The following is a 24,250-nucleotide window of genomic DNA, read 5'->3' as shown; positions in this document are numbered from 1 at the left end:
TAAATGATGTTGTAAGCCCTAACATCACGATAAATTTTCACAAAGTTTGCATGATAAATCATTTATTTTCATGAAAATGATTATGAAAATTGTCAGAATTTGTAGAATGATAAGTATTACACAAACGATCACCCTTTATCTGTCCCCGTTCGACAAAACATCTGCGAATCGATAATAAAAGGAGATATCTCCCCTTTAAGATATCTCCTTATCAAACTACATTTTCTCCGGTGCGGAAATACCGACCAGGTCCAATGCGTTCTTTAATGTGATTTTTGTTGCTTCCAACAGAGCCAGCCGCTGATTAGATAACTCCGGCTGTTGAGGATCCAGTACTTTGCAGGCATTATAGAAGCTGTGGAACTGCTGTGCCAATTTTTGTACATAATTGCACACCTTGTTCGGCATACGCGTCAACGCCGCATCAGCAACCATATCCGGAAATTCGTTGATCTGCTTCAACAGGGCAACTTCCTTCTCGTGTGTCAGCATATCGTAGACATCCAGATGCTTCAGCTCTGGAGCTTGACGAATGATGGAACACATTCTTGCATGTGCGTACTGAGCATAATAGACCGGATTGTCATTTGATTTCTTTTTAGCAAGGCCTAAATCAAAATCCAAGTGCGTATCAACCGCTCTGGCTACGAAGAAATAACGAGCCGCATCAACACCGATATCATCGCACAGCTCACGAATTGTAATCGCATTGCCAGTACGCTTCGACATTTTTACTTCCTTGCCATCCTCAACCAGACGAACCATCTGGATAATGTCAACCTCAAGGGTATCCTTAGGATAGCCCAGGGCTGTCAAAGCCGCTTTCATACGTGCGATATAACCATGGTGATCAGCGCCCCAAAGGTTGACCAGTTTAGTATACCCGCGCTTGATCTTATCGATATGATTGGCAATATCCGGGGTCAGATATGTGTAATTGCCGTCATTCTTACGCAGCACTCGATCTTTATCGTCACCAAACTCAGTCGTCTTGAACCATAATGCGCCATCTTCCTCATAAGTCAAATTCATATCGATTACTTTCTGAATGGCTTTTTCTACTTCCCCGGAATCATACAAACCTTGTTCACTGATCCAAGAATCGAAGTGAACACGGAAGTAATCCAGATCTTTTTTCATTTTTTCAAGTTCCAGACGGATGCCTTCTTTACGGAACCACTGCAGACGTGCGTCTTCATCATCAACCTTTACCCATTTATCACCCTGCTCTGCTTTTACAATTTGGGCGATATCGGCAACATCCTGACCGTGGTAACCATCCTCCGGCAGTTTCGCTTCAATACCAAACAGCTGTAAATAACGAGCCAACAGAGATTCACCGAGCTTTGTAATTTGAACCCCGGCATCATTCACATAGAACTCACGCAGACAGTTATATCCGGAAGCATTCAGCAAACGTGTAATAGCGTCTCCCCATGCTGCACCGCGCGCATGTCCAAGGTGAAGATCACCAGTCGGATTAGCTGACACATACTCAACCAAGATCGGCAGCTTCTTACCACTGTCATTATGACCGTATTCATCCCCTGCTTTTAAAACATCGTTAATTACACTTGCGATTTTTGATTTTTTGATCCTGAAGTTGATAAAACCATGACCGGCTACTTCTGCTCCGTCCAGATCATTGTCACTTTCCATCAGCTTAGTGATGATTTCCTGTGCGATTACCTGCGGGTTGTTATGCAGCTGTTTTGCCAGACGCATTGCGACATTGGTCGAATAATCTCCCAGTGCCTGATCCTTTGGAATCTCAATAACGATAAAGTTATCTTCCACCTCCAGACCGTAGGCCTCCTTAAGGGCGGCCTTGATACTCACTTTTAAATTGTTTTCAATCATGTTCATATCAAATTCCTCCAGTTTCAATCAAAAGTACTTAAATTATACACTAGTTTCTATCATTTTACTAGAAATTATACAAAGATTAACCAGGTATTCTTCTTATATTATATAGAATATGCTGAAAACGATGAAAATGAATGAGTATTAAAAAATACTTATGGAAAATATTCACAAGAAACAAAAAAATCTTATGTGAATCAGTTTGATAACATGAGAGCTTTAATTTCTAATCCGCTTATGCTGAAAACTTTATATAATCATTTCAACCTGAGTATTCACAGCATTCAACATGCATGATTCATGTCCAGCAATTCCTTCCGATCGGTTTAGAAAATTACTTTTTTCAATATATATCAATCATTTGATCTATATGGGCATGTACAAACCGGAATACGATAAAAAGGAAGGAGGTATGGAAAATGAACAATGAAGAACTGTATGAACCATGTGATGAAACCGTGTATATGCAGCAGGTTCCTGGTATGGCCTATGTTCCATTGCAGCACTGGAGCACCCCAATGCCACTGGAACTCGGCTTCTGCCAGGGAACTATTTTTTATGATTTAGATAAGCCGTTTCAACCATAAAAGGAGGAATGATAGCATGAATAAGATGCTGCATCAATTACAGTCATACGACTTCGCTTTGCAGGAAGCCGCACTGTTTTTAAATTCACATCCCAATGATCAACAGGCACTCGCTTATTATAACGAAATGCAGGCGTGCAGTCAGGAGTTAACCCGACAGTATGAAAACCAGTACGGGCCATTGACTAATAAAACAAATTCAGGAAGCGAATGGGATTATATACATGGCAAATGGCCATGGGAAGGAGAAGATTAAGATGTGGACCTATGAGAAAAAGCTGCAGTTTCCAGTAAATATTCAAACTCCTGATCCTGCTTTCGCGAAAATAGTGATTACCCAGATCGGAGGTCCTGATGGAGAATTAAGCGCTTCCATGCGTTACCTCAATCAGCGTTACGCAATGCCCTATGATCAAATCAAAGCCATGCTGACAGATATCGGCACTGAAGAACTGGCCCATTTAGAAATGGTATCAGCAATCGTATATCAGCTTACAAGAAACCTCAGCATGGAGGAAATCGAGAAAGAGGGATTCTCTGCCTATTATGTCGACCATACCACTGGCATCTGGCCTCAGGCGGCCAGCGGTGCTGCTTTTACGTCAGCTTACTTCCAATCAAAAGGTGATCCCATTACCGATTTAATGGAGGATATGGCTGCTGAACAAAAAGCAAGAACCACATACGACAATTTGATTCGAGCCGCAAAAGATCCAAATGTGATTGAACCGCTGGTATTTTTAAGAGAACGGGAAATTGTTCATTTTCAGCGATTTGGTGAAGCGCTGGCATATGTACAGACACATCTCAATCCCAATAATTATTATCGGTACAATCCAGCCTTCGATTAACATCAAATATGCACTATCAATAATTATCAGCCGCTGGAAAATCCGGCGGTTTTTTTATCTGACCACAACAAAAAAATCGAACATCAAGATGATATCCGATCATTTCTTATATGGCGCGCCCAGTAGGAATCGAACCCGCAACCTTTTGATCCGTAGTCAAACGCTCTATCCAGTTGAGCTATGGGCGCATATGAAGCACATCTAGTGCTCCTATATAATAGCAAACATTCACAGTGATAGCAAGTCTTTTTTGCAATATTTTCAAGGATTTACAGAAACTTTCAGCCGAGCTTTTTCGACATGCCGATGTGCGGCACATGCTCATCATATACAATATCGCCGCATTCCTCATAGCCAAGCTCCGCATACATACCTGAGGCATGGCATTGAGCGCTTAGAAAAGCTGCCGGATACTTCTATAATACTGCCTGCTTTTCTAATTCCCTAACAAGCATCTTTCCATATCCGCGCCCTCTTGCTTCCTTCAGCACGGCAATACGGCCAAATTCACACCATCCCTTATGCTCTGGATCAGGATACAGACGGGCACAAGCCACCGGCTTGTTATCTTCATAAATTGTCAAATGTGTCGCTATTTCATCAATATCATCAAATTCGGTTTGAAAGCCTTGCTCCTCCATAAATACTTTAATTCGGATCATTTCCCAATCTGCCTTATTATCTTGTGTCTTTACCCGTATATTCATACTCTGTTTACTCCTTTTCTTTTATTTTTTGAATCCTTCAGCCTTTATATGCTCTTTTCAATACAGTTATCACCGCTTTAAACAATCGTAATACGATATCTCATAGAGCTGTTTTCTGTTAATTCTTTTATCTCTATGTGACTGATCATAAACTTCTGCATTTATACTACCATTCTTTATTCATCTCGGCAATTTGAAGTACCATATATATTTATCAAACAATAAAACATGCGCTCTCATTTTACAAATAGAATGATTCAGCTTACATATGTTATCGAGCATTTTTTAGATAGATCATATAAAATCATGTATTTATTTTTATGCTTTACTTATCATATCTTTGATTTAAATGTATACCCAAAGTATGCTAATATACAAAAGACATAAAAAAGTCCTTTATTTAAAGGACTTAATTGTTAATGGCGTCCACGGAGGGAGTCGAACCCGCGACCGTACGCTTAGAAGGCGTATGCTCTATCCAGCTGAGCTACGTGGACATGGTACGTTTATAATACCAAAAACACCATTACATTTCAATCACTTTTTCATTTTTTTACAAGTCGTTTTATCCTCGAATATCCTGATAGCAGGGAAGTCCGTAAGCTGCTTTTGCCGATTTGAACGCCCGTAGGATCGCTTCACTCATAACCTCAGCTGCGATCGCTCCGACGATGTCCGGCATTGCTTTCACTTGCTGTGATCCCATAACGAATACAGTATCACCATCCGACATCGTATGTACCGGAGTAATCACGCGCGCATAACCGTCATGCGTGATTCCGGCGATTTTCTTTGCCTGCGCCTTTGTCAGCACTGCATTGGTGAGAATGCAGCCGATTGTGGTATTTCCCTGCGGCATTTCTACACCCTGCTTCAACACCTGAGTGGTAGGCAGAATCTGATGATTGACCATGGGTCCGCCGATGATTTCATGTAAATGCGGATCATAAATATCGCCGCACGCATTTACTGCTACGATTGCCGCTACCTGCAGATCGCCGAGCTGTACGCCATAACCGCCTATCCCGCTCTTCATCGCTTTCTCAAATCCGAGAATTTTGCCGATGCTGGCTCCTGTTCCCGCGCCATGGCAGCCTTCCTCAAAATGGTTTTGTTCACTATTCAAACAAGCCTGATAGCCCATTTCCTTATCAGGGCGACAGGATGCATCGCCAACACTAAGATCAAACAGACTGGCGCCGCAGACGATCGGAACCACCGCAACGTTCATGTCATGACCGATTCCTTGTTCCTCCAGATATCGCATAGCTCCGCTTGCGGCATCCAAACCATAAGCACTGCCGCCGCTCAGCATAACCGCGTGAATTCGCTCTACCATGTTAATAGGATCAAGTAAATCCGTCTCACGGGTGGCCGGTGCTCCGCCTCGCACATCAACTCCAGCACAGGCTCCTTGCGGACATAGAATTACAGTACAGCCGCTGCCGCCCTTTTCATCCTCTGCCTGTCCGATCTGAAAGCCGAATACTTCTGTAACTTGTATATCTTTCATGATGACCTCCATAAAAAAACATTGAATATGTGTCTTTTTTACAGTATACACAATTTTCAATGTTTTTTCTATCAGCCCAAAGCAACATCCAAGATCATCATAATGATAAATCCGGTCATGACGCCGATCGTACCGCTGTGCGAATGCTCACCAAGCTGTGCTTCCGGTATCAGTTCTTCGACAACGACATAGATCATTGCACCTGCCGCAAAAGCAAGCAGCCATGGCATGATTGGAGATATCCCGCCGACTACAAATACCGTCAGCACTCCGAAGATCGGTTCGACAATTCCAGATAAAGAACCGTAAATAAACGAACGCCAATTGCTGAGTCCCTCCTGTTTCAGCGGCAGTGAAATCGCTGCACCTTCGGGAAAGTTCTGCAATCCGATTCCAATTGCCAGAGCTACCGCAGCCGCAAGCCCTACACCAGAACCGCTAGCAGCCGATAATGCGAAGGATAATCCTACCGCCATGCCCTCCGGGATATTATGAAGGGTGACCGCAAACACCAGCATCGTCGTGCGTTTCAGTGAAGAATGAGGACCCTCAGGCTCTTTACTGCCAGGATGAAGATGCGGCAGCAGATGATCTAGGATCAGCAGAAACGCCGCGCCTAAGATAAAACCACCGGCTGCCGGAATCCAACCGGTAACGCCCTGTTCTTCAGCCATATCAATAGCCGGGATCAATAGACTCCATACACTCGCCGCAATCATGACTCCGGCCGCAAAACCTAGGAATATGCGCTGATAGCTCGCTTTGATTTCCCCGCGGAAGAAGAATACGACAGCCGCTCCTAAGGTTGTCATTAAAAATGTAAATCCGGTACCGATCATCGCCAGTACAGCCGGATGCAAAGAATTCATAAAATCTCCTCCTTTCGGATGTAGGTATTATGACAAAAACCCAACCATAGCGTCAATCAAGACGCCCCTCTATCTTATGTTTGATGAATCACTTTGTTGAATTGCTTTCGCAGCAGCGGTATCGCCGTGCGCATGGTTTTTTCATCGACAGCCGCAAACGAGAGAATGATCGATGTATCATCATATTTCACAATCATATCGATTTTATGACATTCCTGTATAATCCGCGGAAAATACGCTGGATCAGTAAATATATGATAACAAAGGCCGGCCCGGTTCAGCCGATAGGGAATATCCGAAAAAAACTCCTGAAGCAGCTTTTCCATCAGAATGCTTTTCTTCTCATACTGCCGGCGCAGTCTTCGGACATGCCGTTCCAGATGACCATCAGAAATATAACGGGCCAAGGCAAGCTGTTCAATCTTCGAAGCTGATGCATTATAGTATTGACGGCGTTTTTTAAACTTATCAAGAAAATACGGAGGTATTACCATATAGGCAATGCGAAGTGAAGGGAGCAGCAGTTTTGAAAAGGATCCGAAATAAAGAATACGATGATGCCGATCAAATCCCTGCATCGCGCTATGAACCTGCGTACGAACAGCAATCTCACCATTGTGATTATCTTCCAGAATCCACGTATCTTCCTGATCGGCCCATGTCAACAAAACATTGCGGTATGCTTCTGAGATCGGCGCTTTTGTTTCACCAAATGAAGCGCTGTGACAATAAAACAATGTAATATGATTGCTGCGCAGCTGTTCAAGCAATTCTGCTTCATTATGAAAATCAAGGCATATGACCGGAAAATGATAATCTTGGAAAATCTGCTGTGCTTTCAAAAAACTGTTCTTTTCCATACCGATAACAGCTGATTTCTCCAGCATGCCGCAGATCAAACTCAGCAGGGTTTGAAAGCTCGCTCCGATTAGAATCTGTTCAATATCGGCAATCACCCCGCAGTTGGAATAAAGATATTGCTGAAGCGCAGTACGCAGTTCCCACTCTCCTTCCACACTGCCATAAGAATAGATGGTCTTTTGCTGTTCCAGAATATCTCGCATATAACGTTTCCAAATTACACTGTCAAAATTCTGCACATCAACACTTAAAGATCGAAAATCATATTTGGGACGATATTCCGTTTTTGAAGGTGGGGTCAGAATTCTGCGGCGGATCCGGATATCATCTTCCGTAACGGAAACAAAGTACCCGCGTTTTGGTGAAGCCTGCAAAAAGCCTTCAAGCTGAAGCTGTTCATAAGCCCGTTCAATAGACGTACGACTGACCTTCAGCTGCTCGGCGGCATCTCTAAGTGAAGGAAGCCGATCCCCGGGATGGATAAAGCCGTCTAATATATCCTTTCGAATGGATTCATAAATCTGCTGATATAATGGGAGCTGTTTTTGTTTCATCAAATGCAGTGCTGTCAAATTCATCAAATCACCAAAATCAGTATAACATAATCTGGATATTAATTTTAATATAAAACTGGATATTTTTTAATAGCCAGTTTTTTGATAGAATAGCTTTAAGAGGTGATAGAATGAAACGAAACAAAACTGCTGTCATGTGTGCAACGGCATTATTAGCTGCCCTTTGTTATATCGGTTTTCAATTCCTACGGATTGATATACCAATTGGTGTCAGTAAAACCGCCATTCACTTTGGCAATACATTTTGTGTACTGGCTGCGTTGTTAATCGGCGGACCGGCCGGTGGTGCGGCTGGTGCAATCGGCATGGGAATTGCCGATCTGACTGGTGGATATGCGACTTCTGCTCCTAAAACCATCATTATGAAATTGATGATCGGAGTGATCGCCGGCTTTATCGCTCATCGATTGGGACATCTTGATGACCACGCTGATGATAAAAAATATATGCTGAAATGGGCGCTTTTAGCTTCCAGTGGAGCGATGCTGTTCAATATTATTTTCGATCCCATTTTCTCCTTCTTTTATAAGAATTTCCTATTGGGAATACCAAGTGACGCTGCTTTGATCATGACTGCATGGTCAACCGGCTCTACCTTCATCAATGCGATCACAACAATTATCTGTGCTTCACTGTTATATGTATATATCGCACCGCTGATTAAAAATCTGCGCTTTCTGAAAAAATGATAGAAAAAACCGCTCAGGATCAATCTGAGCGGTCTTTTATTATGCGTGCTTTAAGAAAGCAACATATCCGTTTTTAGTTTCATAAACATCCGCTTTGGAAACAACTTCCCAAGGCGCGTGCATATTCTGTACCGCAACGCCGCAGTCAATAACCTGCATATTGTATTGCGCAAGAATATAGGCAATCGTTCCGCCGCCGCCCTGGTCAACCTTACCAAGCTCAGCCGTTTGAAAACAAACTCCTTCTTCATCCATCATCGCGCGTAGTTCGGCAATATATTCGGCATTGGCATCATTGCATCCGCCTTTGCCGCGAGAACCGGTATATTTATTGAATACGATGCCTCGTCCAAAATAAGCACTGTTTTTTGTTTCCATCACCGAACTGTAGTTCGGATCATAGGCAGCACTGACATCGCTGGATAACATTTTAGAATTTTTCAAGGCCCGGCGCAGCTTCAGTTCGCTGTATTCACCCATGCGATCCATCACTTCCGCTATGGAATTTTCAAAGAAACGCGACTGCATGCCGGTCGCACCAATACTTCCGACTTCTTCCTTGTCCACCAGCAGGCATACACAAGTTTTATCTGTTTTTTCAATTTCAAACATCGCTCTTAGTGAGGTATAAGCACATACACGATCATCATGGCCGTATCCCATCACCATACTGCGGTCAATGCCATAGTCACGGGCTTTGCCAGCCGGCACAACTTCCAGCTCTGCGGATAGGAAATCCTCTTCTTCGATCTGATATTTTGCTTTCAGCAATTTTAAAATATTTTCTTTTACCGCATCTTTTTCCTTGCCCTTTAAAGGCATGGAGCCAATCAACAAATTTAAATCTTCACCCTCAACCACTTTCGCACCGGTTTTCTGCATCTGATCAGCTGCCAGATGAACCAGCAGGTCAGAAACACCAACCACCGGATCGCTGTCATCTTCCCCGATTACCACGTCTACTTTTGAACCGTCTTTACGGGAAACAACACCGTGCAGGGCGAGTGGCAGAGTAACCCACTGGTATTTTTTGATACCGCCGTAATAATGCGTATCCAGAAGTGCCAGATCATGATCCTCATACAATGGATTCTGTTTAATATCCAAACGCGGTGAATCTACATGAGCACCTAAAATTTTCATGCCCGCTTCTAATGGCTTCTCTCCAATGATATATAAAGCGATGGTCTTATCCATATTATTCGCATACACTTTATCTCCCGGCTTCAGGGTCTCCTGATTCGCGATGACATCATCCAGATTACGGTATCCATGCTGTTCAGCTAAACGAATAGTTTCCGCAACACATTCCCGTTCAGTTTTACATACCGATATAAATTCTTTGTAGTCTTCATTGAACGCCGTTACTGCCTCCAACTGCGCTTCGCTGTACGTCGTCCATGCATTTTTTCTTTCCATTACAACCATCCTTTCATTCATGTCTATCATTATATCGGTTATCCCATGTTCCCGCAACTGCTATGATAAGCGGCTGCCGCAGTTTCCACAAAAATTTGCCGGTTCACCCACCGGACTTTGGCAGATCGGACATACGGTAATCTTTTCTGTAGCACTGGGACCATCGATATGGTGAAGTTGATATTCATATTCCTCCAACTGCCGAAGGCAGCTTTTTACATATTCATCCGGTTCAATCAATAATTGCAAATGATCCTCGATGTACCTTCCAAGTTTTTCATACTCCTGCTGTTTCTTCTTCTGCATATCGCGGACATAAAAACGCAGCCGCTGAGCCTCCAGCGCATCGCTCGCTTTAGACACGGTAAAATGAGCAGCACTGCGCAGTTTTTTTTGAATTTCCATAAATATACCCCTCCAAAGCCAGTATACGCTCAGGCGATCAAGGAATATGTTTACGGCGATAAAAAACATAGACGTTTAAGATCGACAATAGGAATACGGATGCAATAATGAGCAGCCGTGGCAGAGCATGTCCTTTATCTTCGGCAAGCTTTACACGTGCCGTTTCATTAAGCATCGGATACTGCTCCAAATATTCATAAAACAGCTCCTGTTGTGATCCAATGACTTCAAATGTATGATTTTTGAAAGGTGATCGTTTCATCAACGGCTGAGCGATCAATACAGACAGGCTGCGTGTATCGGATGTAAGATCGACGGCTCCGGACAAAAGCTCTGCCTTTGTTATCGACAGCTTTTTAAAAGCAGAGTGATATGTCAATTTCATTTTCGACATCTGAAAGGATGTCTCTACTTTTCCGCTTTGATAGTACATGCCGCTTTCCAAAAATTGCTTTAGTTCTTTCCCGGAAATTTCTGTTCGCACCATGACCTGATCGAGCGGAAACAATTCCTCAATGATCTTTTGATTGATCCTTCCAACTGGTAAGAGGTAGCGGCGATCATCCTGATAAAATGCAATATCAGTCTCACTGACCTGACGAAAACTCTCCGCCGCCATCGTTCCAAGACTGCTGAAGGTCCTTGGCTCCAGGTTCATCGGCTTTGACGTATAAGCGATGGTTTGCGAGATTACACTGCTTTGATGAGCAACCGAGGTTTCCAACAAAGCCTTTACCGATGCTTTCTCCGGTATTTTTTTAGCTTCTTGATAATTGATCAGATGATCATTCATATCGATGATCTGCCCTTCCGCATCTACCCGTATCGTAAGCATCCCCAGATAATGCTCATGCTTACCGGCCTGCACGATCAGTGTACGGTTGACCATCTCTCCCTTATGCAGTACATGATGTGAATGAGCATCAATTAAGACATCAATATCCGGCAATGCTTTGGCAATATCCGCCGCCATATCCACCTTATCCTTTTCATCCATACCTAAATGACTCAGACCGATAATGATATCAGCACCCTGCTGTTTCAAAAGCTCGACACATCTTGAAGCATCATCCAAGGGGCGCTTCAGTGTCAAATTGGCCAGCTTTTCCGGCCCCTCCAGTGTAAGTGTCTCCTCACTTACCAATCCAAAGAAGCCGATTTTCACGCCCTGCACTTCTTTCATGAACGTATCCTTTAGAAACGGAGCAGAGCCTTCATATACATTAGATGTCAAAATCGGAAAAGCCGCGGCAGTTGACAGCTCTTTCAATCGTTGTTGCCCATAGGTAAAGTCGTGGTTGCCGGGAACCATTGCATCATACCCGGCAGCGTTCATCAATTCCACAACCGCTGCCCCACGAGTTGTATTCGCCAGCGCACTGCCGTAAAATGCATCACCGCTGTCCACCAGCAAACTGCCGGGATAGCGATCCTTCCAGCCGGCAATCCTGGCAATACCGATTTGCCGTGATGAATCATCCTGCATATAACCATGCTGATCATTGGTATGAAAAATTATGATTTCTCGTACATCCGCAGCCTTTATCGGCGCCAAGCCCTCCAGCAGCAAACAATTCACCAACAAAATCAGCATCATCCATTTTCGCATCATCACACCTCCAGATATAGTGTGTATGCATGCTGCTTCCGTATCCCAGCGATCACAAAAAAAGGAAGCATTACTTCCCTTTTTGATCTCATATGGTTTCCAGCTGTTCGATTGCACCAAGCAGCTGCGCTTTGGCTTTTGTCAGCTCACGTATCTGCTCAGGACGTGACTGATATACCATATATGCTTCCAGCATAGCTGCCTGAAACCTCATCCAACTATTCTCTGTATAATCTTTTGAAGCATATGCGTTCACTTCCTGAAGCAGCTGCTGTAAATTACTCAACTCATCGAAATAGGCATGCTCAAGTGAAACCTCCTGAAACAGATCAGCCATTTTCCAATGCTGATTATGCTCTGTAATCATCGCCTTGATGCCGCGATATGGCATGCCTGCTGCTTCGAAGGCTTTTGAAATTGCTAAAATTCGCTCATCCTCAACCTGATCCAGTATCATAAAGGATTCTGTAAATGATTTTGAAACAGCGGCTTCCGTTTTCTCAAAACCATCGCGCCCCGCCAGATAACCCAGCGTCTGTCCCAAATCAGATTCTTTGATAATCATCAAATTCATTCCTAAACTTTGAAGAATCGAAGCTGCACGTTTTTCATCAAGCTCAGCTCCGCAATACAATAGTACTTTTTCCATATTACTCTCCTGTTTTTAACATCCTATCATATTTTCATTTACCCTGCCAGAATTATGAACCATCCTTCCATTTTTATACAAATCAGAAAATAGAAATTTATTCAGTATTCCGGGTTTCCCGGTTTCATTACATACTTTACCAAAGAAATGCTATAATAACAGTAACCAAGACAACAGGAGGGGCTATGAAGAAATTAGTAAAGCTATTGCTTTGTGCTGCAATCTGTCTGCCGCTATTTGGCTGCGGATCATCCAAAAAAGGATCCGATGAATTTGCTGAATATGCCAAAACATTGCCAGCCGTATTTATGGAATCAACCGGTTTTGACACCAACTTCTTTTTTGATCATCCGGAAAAATATGGTATCAAAAAAGATCTCTACACCTTACAGTTCATGACACTCGATGATTTTAAAAAGCAGGATAAGGAATATAAAAAAATTGATAAAGCGCTCGATGATTATGATTATGACGCTCTGACAAAGGATCAGAAAATCACTTATGATGTTTTAAAAGCTGCATTAAAGGATGATGAAAATGATAAGCTCACAGTAGAAGATCGTTATTATCTAACGACCAACTATTTCGATGTATCAAGCGGTATACAATCCAGTCTGCCGTTTGCACTATGGAACTATGAATTCAAAAATCAGAAATCGTTAGATTCTTTTATTGCCGTATTGAATCAGGCGCCGAAGCTGTTTAAAAAATATGCGGCATTTGAAGTGACCCGCCAGAAAAAAGGATACGGCATGTCAAAAACTTATATGGATAATGTTATAAAGAGCGTTCATGCGATTAACAATTCGGATCAGAGCTATATTCTGAATGCGACATATGAAAAAATAGACAATGCGGACTACATTCCCGCAGATAAAAAACAATTTTATAAAGATACCATTACCAATGCTTTTAATAACAAATTATTACCGGCATTTAAACAGACAGAAACAGATCTGTCCAATATAAAGATTTTGAAAAAGGGCGACGGTGAACTGGCCAGCTACAAGGGCGGCAAGAAATACTATGAAAGCATCGTCACCAATTCCGCAGGTGTGGATTCTATGAAAAAATATACAAAATATTTGGATGATGAAACCAGCCGTATTCAAAATCGTTTAATGGATGTAGTGAATGAATATCCGGAACTGGTGAGCTTGATGAGTGATTCCAGTAAAATTTATGAAGCAATCAGCAATGCCAAATATACCGATTTGACTGATTCAACCGAAGTGATCCATTATCTGGAACAGCAAATATCGGATGGCAAGGATTTCCCAAAAATCAAAAAGCTGGATTACCAAATGAATATCATACCGGAATCCATGAAGGAGACGACAACCGCGGCTGCTGCCTATTATGTCAGTGCCTTTGATGACAACTCCGGCAAAGATGAAAACATGATCTTGAATGGAAGCTTCTCTCAGAATGATTTCACATCCGTAGCACATGAGAGCTTTCCAGGTCATATGTATCAGCATAATTATTTTAAAACGGTAAAGCACAATGTACTGCGCGATCTGCTTTCCGACAGCACCTATACGGAAGGCTGGGCAACCTACATTCAGGGCGAGTCATGCAAATACACAAAAGAACCAGGCGTTTGTGAGCTTAACAGCATCAATGATCAGCTGACATATCTCTATGTGCTGGAGCTTGATAAAAAAATTCATTACGATGGATACAGTCGTGAAAAAGCTTATGCCTATCTGAAAGAAAACTTCGGCATCACAAATGAGGATGATCTGAAAGCAATGTATGAACAGCTGTTGGAAAGTCCGGCTGTTTTCACCAATTATTATGTCGGGCTTTATCAGTTCCTCGATCTGAAAGAGGATGCAAAAGATAAGTGGGGCAGTAAATACAGTGATTATCGCTTCCATAAAGCCGTTCTGGATTTAGGACCGCTGCCAATGAATCTATTGAGAGATTATATGAAATTATAAAATGAAAAAGTCATCATCGCAAAGATGGTGACTTTTTATATACCTGTTCATTTTTATTGCGATAAGGAACGCTTAATATAAAAACAATGCATTTAGAAATTTTAAAAGGATTCACGTTTATCTGAAGCGATTGAAATTCTATGTTTTTATGAGCATGCATACAATCTTCTGCTTCTTCCCGATTTATGCTGGTACGATCAGCCGATCTTAATTAATAGATATTGATGTAGGCTTTTTCTTAGCATGGATAAATAGAAGCGCATCCTTAAGATCAAGGTCACTCAAAATTCGAACATTTACCCAGCCGCCGTTATCTCCACAGGGGTACCTCTCATTCCACAGCCGTTTCGCTTGTTTTGACATTCTTTCCCCTATAAGTGCGGATACTTGTCTGTCTCCTACCTGAACCATCACCGTAAATGCATCCTTTTCAAAAAAAGCATAACAAAGATGCATTGTTTTATGACTATATTTCATTCCCCAGCCATAATGATTCCCAAAAGGAAACCGAAGCTCCTTTTTCAAGTCATACTCTGAGGAAAGGATATTTTCCAACGCTGTCATTCTTGTGAACGCAGCTTTGCCTACATATACTTTAATTTCAGCTTCATCTGGTATCTGCTGTTTGTTTAGCATTCGTTCATATATGTCCGTAACCTCCTTGTTATAATCACATGCAATACATTGTATAAGAGTTTCCAAGCTACTTACTGCTTTTTTCATTTCTTTTAAATTTTTATCAAACCCAAAGGTATGCTTTGATTCAGAAGTGATTTCTAAATTGTTTACACACTGATCATCCCATAATGCATGATACAGAAGCATCTAAACACATTTTTTCATAAATAAATTATAAGAGTTTTAAATCTCAATGTACAGAAATTCATAATACAAAATTCGCTTTGATCGTTCTATCGTCAAAAATGGATCAAATAATCCGATTTCAGTATTTTTAAACCTGGATTATAAAAAAGGCAATGTAAGAGAAATCACATATACATTGCCTTTCATTATATTCACAGAAATACTGCGTTTTTAAGTTTTGTTTGTCAGATCAAAATCTGCTAAGAGAAATGCTAAAGAATCCGTTTGGTGCAGACTAGGCTTATTTTTCGATTCTTAATTGATCAATATAAGTAATCTTTCACCATGACTTCTGTTTTACCGTTCAGATAAACATTTAAAAAGCATACTGTAACATTTACCTATATCAGGATTCATCATGGTACCGCATAACGTGCTGTTTCTTTTGAATACCGAGCATACATGCAGCGGATATTACAAGCATGATGATCCATATGATACGCTGTGTGTGGTCGGATGTATCTGGACGTTTGTTATTTTGCAATCCTCCCGTATCGCTTGGATCCAGATTATCCGTGATTTTGATTAAATCAGCGTATGCTTTTTCTAAACTTTTTGCCAGTTCATCTACCTGTTTCTGTTGGGTGATATTCATAGAACGATCAAGCCTGTTCATAAGCGCAAGGAACTTTGCACGGCTTTCATTCGTATAACCGCTTAAATCGCCTACTTTCTTTAAGATTGCATCAATTTTTGAAAAGTCTGCGGGTTTATATTCCAGCGCATCTAAGAGGATCTGCAAATCATCTGCAAATTGATCCAGCTCATCCTGGAAATCGATCCGTTTTCCTCTGATCAAACTATCTTTCTTGTTGAGCAGTGCCGTGACACTTTCATCAGTATACATTTTTAAATCCTTAGTAGCGGGTATGCGTTTTATAATTGCGTCAATTTCTGCATAGTCTGCCAACATACCGGCATCAAGCGCCGTGATAGATTGAGAATAATCATTTACTTCTGCTGCTGTACCAGCAGGTGCCAGAAAGCTGTCCGCATACCAATTCGAACCAGATGCCTGCCAAATCGTTGATACTACAAGATTGTTTCCTACAGTATAATTCTCTCCAATGATGATATTTTTACTATGAGCAGCTCCTGCATCAGCTGATGATTCCCTTGCGACGATAGCCGGATAGTTACTTCCTCCGATCGCTTCAATCGAACGCGCCAGCAATGATATCGTACCACCATTAGAGAATATTCCATATTGCTGTTTAGCCTGCGCTTTCACATTTGTATTAATACCTTCTAACACAATATTTTTCTCAGCATATATCGCGCTTGCATTAGCGGCACTATTTTCGATGGATGTAGTAATTGCCTCGATCGTTCCACCGCTGATCGTGATTTCATTTCCTTTTAATGCACTGTCTGCGGTAACCGATGATTTTAACAGCTTGCAGGAATGAACAAATATATTATCTGCCTGCATTGCCTTCTTGGAAGCTGCTTGGATCGTTGTATTCTCTCCAGCTACATTTAGGAGTTTTGATAAAATGGAATTGCCTTTCAAAGCCTCTATGCTAATCGCACTATTATCAACGCTTACATTGCCTGCCGCACGGATACCGCTGTTTAAACCACTCGTAAGATCAATATTTGATGCATTGCTGATAAGAATGCTGCCTGCCTGACTGTAAAGCCCCAGATCATCCGTCGATTCTCCAGTGAATGTTGTATTTTGAATCATCATATTGCCGTCGGCTGCCCAGCAGTTCACATATTTGTTCTTCATATTCAGGGTGGAATTTAATAAATGGACATAGGACTTTGAATATATTCCATTGCTGGTCGACGAGGCGGTAATGGATGAATGATTAATTGAAATACCTGCGCCATTCATATTATTATTAACGGAATCCATCGTAATATCAGCATGATCAATATCGATCAACCCCGATGCGACATTAAAAACATCGGTATCGTTCTTACTCAAATCATGAAAAACGTAAGTTCCGCCAGTAACGGAAACATTGACATCAGGACCGCCATATATTCCAATTCCCCCTCGTCCGCCGATATAACATATCAATTTTGCATCATCATCCGCAATAATTTCAATTGATCGGCTTGCATATATACCGCTTTTGGTAAATCCCAGCGGCTTATCCTCCGTACCGAAGTAGTTCTCACCCTTCAGATAAATCTTGATCGGATCATCATTATTTACATCGGTTATGTTTGAAGAAACATAAAGTCCATTACTTTGATCATCCATTTTCACATTTTCGATAATCACAGAATTGTTTTGTGGTTCATATGTTACTGTACCGCCAAATATATGATTTTCACCTGGCTGCAAATCCTTTTTCCCCATCCGGATAGGAAAAGAATTCAAAGCTTTAACATCATTTGTCTGAAACTGTACCGTGATCATCATCAAAGCCATAATCAGCACATAAATTACGGGTAATCTTCTGTTTTTCATTTTCATACGCTCCTTTCCAAAATCAATAATTTTTTATCAGTCGTTTTTAGTCCGCATCACGCATATGTTAACGTGGACTGTATTCTTCTATTCTCCCATTAGGTGATGCACATTACCAATTCAGATGATTAACAATACATGAATTCCGGCATTTATTGCTTCACGATGAATCGCTGTTTTTCATGACCGCTTTCCATATTATTTGCTTTTCCTTACTCAAAAAATGCCCAAGCAGAAATATGTATTTCTATCACCTTCCTCAAAACTCTGTACCCTTATACTTGTACATACTTTAACAAAAAGGTAACGATCAAAAAAAGCAGGTATTCCTGCTTGGTTGATTTTTTCACTCAACTGGTAAGATTATAGCTTGCCTTTAAGCCGGCATTCCTGCTATTCTTTATAAAAAGAGGTGTCATGATTTGGATAAGCTAAAAAGAAACCGGAAGCTGATATTTCTGCCGCTTTATGCGCTCATCATCCTGGCAATTGTATTTTTCATGCATTCCTATACAAGCACTGACGCTGAAAAACAGTTTCTCACACCTACCTTTGACGATGCGGCTGGTTGGGATATCTATCAAATAGATAACGGCAAAAAAAGCACGGTCTCTGTACAGGAACTTTATGATAGTCCGAGTGGTAATACATACTATCTCTCGCAGAAACTGGATAAAGCGTTTGAAAAAGACGGTTACACAGTGCTGGAGCTGGATGGTACTACTTGGCAGACAAGTGTCTTTTTGGACGGCAAACTACTTTATACTATTGATCCAGCTTTGGATAATCGGATCGGTCATATCAAATTTCCAAAATCATATTCCGGAGTACCTGGAATGGGCGAATATGTACGTCTGACATTGCCGCCTAACTATGGGGGAAAGATATTGACCATCGCCCTGTCATTCAATTCCGCAGCTGAATATCGAAGTTTACCGATGGTCCGCATGTCAAGTGAAGCCATTGCATCACAGCAGCTGGTCAGCGATGCAAATCGGCTCGCGATGCCTGCCGCCATTTACATGTTTACTGCACTTCTGCTGTTAGGGTTATTTTTCTTTAATCTATACCATGGTAACAAAGCTGCTGCTGTCTTACTTTTAACCGCCGCCTCCTTCATGCAGGCTTTGCGTATTTTATTAAATTTTGAATTTCGGTTTTATTCTCATTATTCATTAAATTTCATACCGGCTGATCTACTCATACCAATGGCGTGTGCACTTCCAATGGTGTATATGCTGTTTCAAATGAAGCGCTGGAAAAAGTGGTACACACCATTCATCAGCATACCGTTTGGGCTGACGGTTATCCTTCATATCGCCGCGCGATTTCCGTCGTTAGCCTTTATTTCCGCTTACTCCTATGATGCACTGCTTTATATCCCATTGCTTGGACTGTGTCTTTTTTCAGTACTAGAATGGAAAGATAATAATAAGGTTTATCGTTTATTCACACCAATTCTTTACATTGTCATCGCAGGGATCCTTCTTACATATGCCTGCATGCTGCTGTCCGGAAGTAATTCAATCCTGGTTAGTATCCTAAAAAATCCATTTGTACAATTGTATGAAGCACTGCAATACAGCGGCAGTATACTGCTGATGCTCGCCGGAGGGATCAGCTGCTTTATGAGTGTCAAGCAGACTGCGGACATGCAAAGTGAGCTTTCCATCCTGTCTGCCAGAAATCAGCTGATGCAGGAAAATATTCAAAGCATCCAAGAAAGCAATACTGAAATTGCCAAAATGCGCCATGATATGCTGCGGCATCTGCATACCCTTCTTGACATGAGCCGTGAAGGTGAGAAGCAGCAAGTAGAGAATTATCTGGCAGCGCTGACTAAGGAAACAGAAACCATCCTGCCAATGAGAGTATGCGAGCATTTCGTGATAAATGCCATCATTACACGTGCACTTGCCAAGGTTAAAAAAGAGCATATCCAAATGGACTTTCACCTTGAGGTACCGGCAGATCTTTCCATTACCGATAACGATTTGTGTACACTGCTGACGAATATGCTGGATAATGCGATTGAAGCAGTAAACCCGATCATTGAAACAGAGAAACGCAGAATAGAATTAACAATGCACGTACGCGGTTGTTATCTCTTTATCGAAACAGTCAATTCTTATAAAGGAAATATCCAAATAGATAAAGAATCCGGATTGCTGTTAAGCGAAAAAGGCGCAGGACATGGATACGGCATGAAGGCCATGTCTGATATCGCAAAAAAATATATGAGCAAATTACAAATCAAGTTGGAGCATGATACGGTTATTGTACGGACTGCGCTGCTTATGCCAACAAAGAAGAAGAACTAAAAGATGCTGTCATATCCCATTGGATAGACAGCATTTTCATAATGATTCACAGCCTTAAATACGCAAAATATTTCTCTAATGTCTGATCATGATATCGGCGGCTGATCGGAAAGGTTTTCTGGTTATCCATGACAACATCAGTTCTAAGTATTTCCAAAACGTGGTTTAAATTTATGATATAGCTGTTATGAGATTGACAGAAACTAAAAGCAGGAAGCTGCACCTTTAAGGCGGAAAGCGCTCCATTCCAATCAAGAAATTGCTCTTTCAGCCAAATTCTTGTTCGATGCTGAGTTGATTCCAGTGCGTAAATTTCATCAAGGGGAATGGCAAGTTGTCTGCCTTCAATCTTTATAACAAGCCGCGTACCAGCATAATTTTTACGATAATCAGACAAGAGAATTTCTTTAAATTTCTCATAATCGATCGGTTTTAATAAATACCACAAGGGTTGAGTGTCGAAACAGTCGTATATGTAATCACGGTGCGAGGTAATATAAATGATACTGCTTTTGACCTGCTGTTCGCGAAATGCTCTGGCCATATCCATGCCACTGTCATTCGATAATTCAATATCCAGCAGCAAAAGCTGATAACGATTTTGATCTTGTTCGATCACCCGCTGCAACGCTTTAGCTTCATGATATTGTTCAACAGTAAAATCCTTTTCTCGTATCAGTCTGCTGTCATTCATAATTGCGTCGATATGCTTATTTAATTGATTTACGAATATTCTGTCATCATCACAGATTGCAATACGATACACACACCCACTACCCTTCTACAAATAACATCTATTTCTATTGGAAAGTATATCATTTTTCAATTTCTTAAACAATTTCTTTTTACGCAGTGCAAACAGCGATACCAAATTTCCAATGCGATGAGCTTCTCACAATATTGTATCCTTTCCGTAACGATAGTTTACACATCAACTTATATAGGAATACAGAAGCTTACAGCATATCAAAACCTAAAAAAGCGAAACAACTCCTTATAATTCTAGCTGTTTCACTCAAGAAAGCTTCATTTTTTAATATGTATGGATCAGTTATTAACATGTATTTGCCAATTACGAGTCCTTGTTCTCATCCGCAAAAATATGTTCGCAATATTACCTCCGTCTTTATATTCAATCCGCTGCCTGTTATTTACTTGTCAGATGCTTACGATTTTTCCAGGTTTGTCCCAAAATATCTTTCAGAACCAGCATAGCGTCTAGTTCACTGAATTGATACTCCTGTCGTAATTCATCCAGCATTTTGTTTAAACCATGTGCAAAATATGGAATATTCACCTTATTTTGATAAGTGAGTAAAATCGGGTACTTTTTCCCCCAGGCTTTGGTCCAGTCAATTTTTTCTTCTGTTGCTTCATTAGATTTTTCAATAATATCTTGAATTTCTTTTATATCGACGTCAAAATCAATCAGCTCATCTAAAGACATCTTGTAAAGTACAGCCATTTTTTTGGATTGCCGTATGTCGGGTATTGTTTCATCCGTTTCCCATTTTGAGACAGTCTGTCTGCTTACTCCCAATTTTTCCGCAACTGTTTCTTGTGAATATCCGCATTTTTTTCTTGCGTGATACAAGCTATTTCCCAAATTCATACTAATTTCCTCCCTATCTGTTTATAATCTCATTATATTGCTTGATCAGGGTAAATTCCACCAAGTATATTTGTCAAATGTGCTAGATTATGTTACACAGAAAGAGTCTTTATATTACTGCTACCACTATTTCATTTTCACTAGCTTTTTGATAAATTCTATGTGTTGAACATTGTGTTTATTTATAACATTTACAACAAATTTAATATTTATAGACAAGCCAATTTTATATTCTGCTGCATTTTTATTCTATTACCTATGCATTTCAATTTTAGATAATTTCATAAACCAATTTGTAAATTCAATATGCTTTTAATGCTGTTTAAGCATTACATCATTTACAAACCTGTAATTATAACTATATCAAAAATTTGATTAATCTTGTCGTTAAGAGCTGATTCATTTCTTATAAACTCTATCGTTCATTATGTTATTAAAATTTAAAAAGATGCTCCTTAAAGCATCCTTAATGAATATCGAAAAGCTAATGCTTTCCACATGATTTGTCTGCGGAAATAAATCAACCAAATACATTTTATCTGACACATAGCCCTTTGATTTGAATACTTCCAAATCGCGTATTTGGGTTTTCGGATTACAGGAAATATAAAGAATGGCACGCGGTTTCAGCTGTGCACATGCCTGAATAAACTGGTGTGTGCTTCCGCTTCGCGGAGGATCCATAATAACGACATCCACCCGCTGTCTTGAGGCGGCCAGTTTCTGCATATACACACTGGCATCCTCGGCAACAAATCGTATATTATCTACATGATTACGTTTGGCATTTTGTATGGCATCTTTTACAGCCTGCTTATTCAGCTCAACTCCTACTACCTGCTTCACATGCGGTGCCAGCGTCATTCCAATCGTACCGATTCCACAATATGTATCCAAAACAGTTTCATTGCCTTTTGTCTCTAACAGGCTGAGTGCTTTTTGATAAAGAACCTCCGTTTGTTCATGATTGATCTGATAAAACGAAGAAGCTGAAATACGATACGTGTTGCCGCAAAGCTCATCCTCAATATATCCTGATCCAAACAGTACCTTTTCTTCCGATCCCAAAACGATGCTGGTGCTGCGGTGATTGATGTTTTGAATTATCGTTTTCACGGCCGGCCATTCTTTTCGGATTTGATCTACAAACTGTCCGCGCGCTGGAAAAGCCGACTGGCTGGTGATAAGTACGATCATGATCTGACCGCTTACCGCTCCCTTGCGGATCAAGATATGCCGTAGGATGCCCTTCTTTCGGTCTTCCTGATAGGGTTCAATTCGTAATTTTTTAACCATTGCAATTAAACTTCTAATCAGTTGATTAGACAGATCATCGTGCAGCAGACAGTCCTCCATCGGTACGATTCGATGTGAATATTCTTCATAAAAGCCAGCATGCACCCCCTGTTTATCCCTTGTGAAACCAATGATTATTTTATTTCGGTAGCCATACGGATTCGTTGCTGTTATCACATTTTGTACCTGCAAATCTTTCAGAGAGCTCTCTTTTACCATGCGTTCTACCATCGCCTGTTTCCAATCTGCCTGCGCATTCATTTGCATATGCTGAAGGTGACAGCTGCCGCAGCGAAGAAACAGCGGACAGACAGGCTCACAACGATTCTTCGATGGTTTTACGATCTTCCCAAGCCGAGCGCTGTAGCCCTGCTTTAAACGTTTCTGTATCTGGACTTCAGCTACTTCATCTGCCAGAACCCCCGATACCATAATCGCATCCCGCTTATCATAAGCGATGCCCTTCCCTTCATCATCGACATAAGCAATTCTCACATTCAGTTTCTGTCCCGCTTTCAGCATTCAAGCTCCTCCCCCAGAAGTGTACGCAGCTCATGAAGCACCTGTTGATGATTTCGGTATACAATGCCATGCATGCCTAGCCGCACCGCTGTTTCAATGTTTTCAATACGATCGTCAAGAAACACGCAGGAAGCATTATCAAGATGATAACGTTCCGTCAGAATCTGGTAAAGACGCGGATCCGGTTTATTGATTTTCTCCGCAAATGATAATGCGGCACCTTTCGTCCATGTGAAAAAAGCTTCCTGTTCTTTCAGATAGCGATAGGATTCTTCGCTCAGATTGGACATGATATACAGGTCATAGCCCTTCTGTTTCAAAAGCTTCATCAGCCTTTCCGTATCGGGACGCACTACCAAAATATGCAGCCATTCATTTAATACCGTCTCAATCTCCTTAACATCATCCGGATACCGTTTACATAACTGTTCACGCAATTCCTGCTTTGTATACAATCCCTGATCGTACGCATTCCAAAGCTCCCCTTCAAAAACCTTCCGGCAAATATCACGAGTTCGATCCTCCTCATGAAAAACCTTTATAAAATAAGCGTATGGATGGAAATCCAATACGACATTGCCCAAATCAAAGATGACATTTTGAATCATGCACATACCGCCTTTCTGCTTTTATTCTACATGAATTTGTCATTTTCTACTATAAA

The 24,250-nt window shown here is 41.2% G+C and carries 21 protein-coding genes, 2 tRNA genes and 1 pseudogene; 6 read left to right on the top strand and 18 right to left on the bottom strand.

Annotated features, from left to right (window positions below; genetic code table 11):
• Nucleotides 1-216: 216 nt before the first annotated feature.
• Nucleotides 217-1,866: an arginine--tRNA ligase gene (argS, locus tag GSF08_RS09420; protein ID WP_160625546.1), complete on the bottom strand. Its 1,650-nt coding sequence runs from the start codon at nt 1,864-1,866 to the stop codon at nt 217-219.
• Nucleotides 1,867-2,282: 416 nt separating this feature from the next.
• On the opposite strand from argS, the gene GSF08_RS09415 reads away from it, so the two are divergent.
• From GSF08_RS09415 to GSF08_RS09405, 3 genes are read left to right on the top strand one after another with little or no spacing between them, the layout of a single operon-like run.
• Nucleotides 2,283-2,450: a spore coat associated protein CotJA gene (locus GSF08_RS09415; protein ID WP_160625545.1), complete on the top strand. Its 168-nt coding sequence runs from the start codon at nt 2,283-2,285 to the stop codon at nt 2,448-2,450.
• A 16-nt stretch (nt 2,451-2,466) separates the two neighbouring features.
• Nucleotides 2,467-2,706, top strand: a complete 240-nt coding sequence (locus GSF08_RS09410; protein ID WP_160625544.1) for a spore coat protein CotJB — start codon at nt 2,467-2,469, stop codon at nt 2,704-2,706.
• A gap of 1 nt (nt 2,707) precedes the next feature.
• Complete coding sequence (locus GSF08_RS09405; protein WP_160625543.1) at nt 2,708-3,301, top strand: manganese catalase family protein; 594 nt, start codon at nt 2,708-2,710, stop codon at nt 3,299-3,301.
• Between the two features lie 111 nt (nt 3,302-3,412).
• On the opposite strand, the gene GSF08_RS09400 is transcribed toward GSF08_RS09405, so the two are convergent.
• From GSF08_RS09400 to pdxR, 7 genes and pseudogenes are all read right to left on the bottom strand, one after another.
• A tRNA-Arg gene (locus tag GSF08_RS09400) sits at nt 3,413-3,489 on the bottom strand.
• A 93-nt stretch (nt 3,490-3,582) separates the two neighbouring features.
• A pseudogene (locus tag GSF08_RS11775) lies at nt 3,583-3,690 on the bottom strand (GNAT family N-acetyltransferase); the annotation flags it as partial.
• Nucleotides 3,691-3,717: 27 nt separating this feature from the next.
• Nucleotides 3,718-4,008: a GNAT family N-acetyltransferase gene (locus tag GSF08_RS09395; RefSeq protein ID WP_160625542.1), complete on the bottom strand. Its 291-nt coding sequence runs from the start codon at nt 4,006-4,008 to the stop codon at nt 3,718-3,720.
• 420 nt (nt 4,009-4,428) lie between these two features.
• Nucleotides 4,429-4,505: transfer RNA gene (locus GSF08_RS09390), tRNA-Arg, on the bottom strand.
• A 68-nt stretch (nt 4,506-4,573) separates the two neighbouring features.
• On the bottom strand, nt 4,574-5,521 hold the full coding sequence (locus GSF08_RS09385; RefSeq protein WP_160625541.1) for a P1 family peptidase: 948 nt from the start codon (nt 5,519-5,521) through the stop codon (nt 4,574-4,576).
• A gap of 71 nt (nt 5,522-5,592) precedes the next feature.
• Nucleotides 5,593-6,390 (bottom strand): ZIP family metal transporter, encoded by a 798-nt coding sequence (locus GSF08_RS09380; RefSeq protein WP_160625540.1) that lies wholly within the window; start codon nt 6,388-6,390, stop codon nt 5,593-5,595.
• Between the two features lie 74 nt (nt 6,391-6,464).
• Complete coding sequence (gene pdxR / locus GSF08_RS09375) at nt 6,465-7,829, bottom strand: MocR-like pyridoxine biosynthesis transcription factor PdxR (protein WP_160625539.1); 1,365 nt, start codon at nt 7,827-7,829, stop codon at nt 6,465-6,467.
• Nucleotides 7,830-7,936: 107 nt separating this feature from the next.
• Here pdxR and GSF08_RS09370 point away from each other — a divergent pair, with 107 nt between their 5' ends.
• On the top strand, nt 7,937-8,515 hold the full coding sequence (locus tag GSF08_RS09370) for an ECF transporter S component (protein ID WP_160625538.1): 579 nt from the start codon (nt 7,937-7,939) through the stop codon (nt 8,513-8,515).
• A gap of 39 nt (nt 8,516-8,554) precedes the next feature.
• Here GSF08_RS09370 and GSF08_RS09365 read toward each other — a convergent pair whose 3' ends face one another.
• The 4 genes from GSF08_RS09365 to GSF08_RS09350 all read right to left on the bottom strand — a co-directional run bounded on the left by GSF08_RS09365 (nt 8,555) and on the right by GSF08_RS09350 (nt 12,597).
• Nucleotides 8,555-9,934 (bottom strand): aminopeptidase, encoded by a 1,380-nt coding sequence (locus GSF08_RS09365; protein WP_160625537.1) that lies wholly within the window; start codon nt 9,932-9,934, stop codon nt 8,555-8,557.
• Nucleotides 9,935-9,994: 60 nt separating this feature from the next.
• Entirely contained in the window at nt 9,995-10,339 is a 345-nt protein-coding gene (locus GSF08_RS09360; protein ID WP_160625536.1) for a zinc ribbon domain-containing protein, read from the bottom strand.
• Between the two features lie 37 nt (nt 10,340-10,376).
• Entirely contained in the window at nt 10,377-11,948 is a 1,572-nt protein-coding gene (locus GSF08_RS09355) for a bifunctional metallophosphatase/5'-nucleotidase (protein ID WP_160625535.1), read from the bottom strand.
• Between the two features lie 88 nt (nt 11,949-12,036).
• Nucleotides 12,037-12,597 (bottom strand): DUF3783 domain-containing protein, encoded by a 561-nt coding sequence (locus GSF08_RS09350; RefSeq protein WP_160625534.1) that lies wholly within the window; start codon nt 12,595-12,597, stop codon nt 12,037-12,039.
• A gap of 185 nt (nt 12,598-12,782) precedes the next feature.
• Between GSF08_RS09350 and GSF08_RS09345 the strand changes: the two genes are divergently transcribed.
• Nucleotides 12,783-14,543 carry a DUF885 family protein gene (locus tag GSF08_RS09345; protein ID WP_160625533.1) on the top strand — a complete coding sequence of 587 codons (1,761 nt, stop codon included), beginning with the start codon at nt 12,783-12,785 and terminating at the stop codon, nt 14,541-14,543.
• Between the two features lie 207 nt (nt 14,544-14,750).
• Here GSF08_RS09345 and GSF08_RS09340 read toward each other — a convergent pair whose 3' ends face one another.
• Nucleotides 14,751-15,266, bottom strand: coding sequence for a DUF3788 family protein (locus GSF08_RS09340; RefSeq protein ID WP_249806045.1), 516 nt, complete (start codon nt 15,264-15,266; stop codon nt 14,751-14,753).
• A gap of 487 nt (nt 15,267-15,753) precedes the next feature.
• Complete coding sequence (locus tag GSF08_RS09335) at nt 15,754-17,835, bottom strand: hypothetical protein (RefSeq protein WP_160625532.1); 2,082 nt, start codon at nt 17,833-17,835, stop codon at nt 15,754-15,756.
• A 422-nt stretch (nt 17,836-18,257) separates the two neighbouring features.
• On the opposite strand from GSF08_RS09335, the gene GSF08_RS09330 reads away from it, so the two are divergent.
• Nucleotides 18,258-20,156, top strand: a complete 1,899-nt coding sequence (locus GSF08_RS09330) for a sensor histidine kinase (protein ID WP_160625531.1) — start codon at nt 18,258-18,260, stop codon at nt 20,154-20,156.
• A 46-nt stretch (nt 20,157-20,202) separates the two neighbouring features.
• Here GSF08_RS09330 and GSF08_RS11725 read toward each other — a convergent pair whose 3' ends face one another.
• From GSF08_RS11725 to GSF08_RS09310, 4 genes are all read right to left on the bottom strand, one after another.
• On the bottom strand, nt 20,203-20,922 hold the full coding sequence (locus GSF08_RS11725) for a LytTR family transcriptional regulator DNA-binding domain-containing protein (protein ID WP_160625530.1): 720 nt from the start codon (nt 20,920-20,922) through the stop codon (nt 20,203-20,205).
• A gap of 381 nt (nt 20,923-21,303) precedes the next feature.
• Complete coding sequence (locus tag GSF08_RS09320; RefSeq protein ID WP_160625529.1) at nt 21,304-21,768, bottom strand: helix-turn-helix transcriptional regulator; 465 nt, start codon at nt 21,766-21,768, stop codon at nt 21,304-21,306.
• Between the two features lie 399 nt (nt 21,769-22,167).
• Complete coding sequence (gene rlmD, locus GSF08_RS09315) at nt 22,168-23,586, bottom strand: 23S rRNA (uracil(1939)-C(5))-methyltransferase RlmD (protein WP_160625528.1); 1,419 nt, start codon at nt 23,584-23,586, stop codon at nt 22,168-22,170.
• Complete coding sequence (locus GSF08_RS09310) at nt 23,580-24,194, bottom strand: HAD family hydrolase (protein ID WP_160625527.1); 615 nt, start codon at nt 24,192-24,194, stop codon at nt 23,580-23,582. The genes rlmD and GSF08_RS09310 overlap by 7 nt, the downstream gene beginning before the upstream one ends.
• Nucleotides 24,195-24,250: the final 56 nt, after the last annotated feature.

Origin of the sequence: Copranaerobaculum intestinale (assembly GCF_009831105.1) — a bacterium.
Taxonomy (GTDB): domain Bacteria; phylum Bacillota_I; class Bacilli_A; order Erysipelotrichales; family Erysipelotrichaceae; genus Copranaerobaculum; species Copranaerobaculum intestinale.
Note: the sequence above shows the minus strand (reverse complement) of the source record. Positions and strands in the feature narration are given on the sequence as shown.

Coding starts and splice junctions, on each gene's coding strand:
- argS (WP_160625546.1), bottom strand. CDS start 1,866: ATGAACATGATTGAAAACAATTTAAAAGTGAGTATCAAGGCCGCCCTT.
- GSF08_RS09415 (WP_160625545.1), top strand. CDS start 2,283: ATGAACAATGAAGAACTGTATGAACCATGTGATGAAACCGTGTATATG.
- GSF08_RS09410 (WP_160625544.1), top strand. CDS start 2,467: ATGAATAAGATGCTGCATCAATTACAGTCATACGACTTCGCTTTGCAG.
- GSF08_RS09405 (WP_160625543.1), top strand. CDS start 2,708: ATGTGGACCTATGAGAAAAAGCTGCAGTTTCCAGTAAATATTCAAACT.
- GSF08_RS09395 (WP_160625542.1), bottom strand. CDS start 4,008: ATGAATATACGGGTAAAGACACAAGATAATAAGGCAGATTGGGAAATG.
- GSF08_RS09385 (WP_160625541.1), bottom strand. CDS start 5,521: ATGAAAGATATACAAGTTACAGAAGTATTCGGCTTTCAGATCGGACAG.
- GSF08_RS09380 (WP_160625540.1), bottom strand. CDS start 6,390: ATGAATTCTTTGCATCCGGCTGTACTGGCGATGATCGGTACCGGATTT.
- pdxR (WP_160625539.1), bottom strand. CDS start 7,829: ATGAATTTGACAGCACTGCATTTGATGAAACAAAAACAGCTCCCATTA.
- GSF08_RS09370 (WP_160625538.1), top strand. CDS start 7,937: ATGAAACGAAACAAAACTGCTGTCATGTGTGCAACGGCATTATTAGCT.
- GSF08_RS09365 (WP_160625537.1), bottom strand. CDS start 9,934: ATGGAAAGAAAAAATGCATGGACGACGTACAGCGAAGCGCAGTTGGAG.
- GSF08_RS09360 (WP_160625536.1), bottom strand. CDS start 10,339: ATGGAAATTCAAAAAAAACTGCGCAGTGCTGCTCATTTTACCGTGTCT.
- GSF08_RS09355 (WP_160625535.1), bottom strand. CDS start 11,948: ATGCGAAAATGGATGATGCTGATTTTGTTGGTGAATTGTTTGCTGCTG.
- GSF08_RS09350 (WP_160625534.1), bottom strand. CDS start 12,597: ATGGAAAAAGTACTATTGTATTGCGGAGCTGAGCTTGATGAAAAACGT.
- GSF08_RS09345 (WP_160625533.1), top strand. CDS start 12,783: ATGAAGAAATTAGTAAAGCTATTGCTTTGTGCTGCAATCTGTCTGCCG.
- GSF08_RS09340 (WP_249806045.1), bottom strand. CDS start 15,266: ATGAAAAAAGCAGTAAGTAGCTTGGAAACTCTTATACAATGTATTGCA.
- GSF08_RS09335 (WP_160625532.1), bottom strand. CDS start 17,835: ATGAAAAACAGAAGATTACCCGTAATTTATGTGCTGATTATGGCTTTG.
- GSF08_RS09320 (WP_160625529.1), bottom strand. CDS start 21,768: ATGAATTTGGGAAATAGCTTGTATCACGCAAGAAAAAAATGCGGATAT.
- rlmD (WP_160625528.1), bottom strand. CDS start 23,586: ATGCTGAAAGCGGGACAGAAACTGAATGTGAGAATTGCTTATGTCGAT.
- GSF08_RS09310 (WP_160625527.1), bottom strand. CDS start 24,194: ATGATTCAAAATGTCATCTTTGATTTGGGCAATGTCGTATTGGATTTC.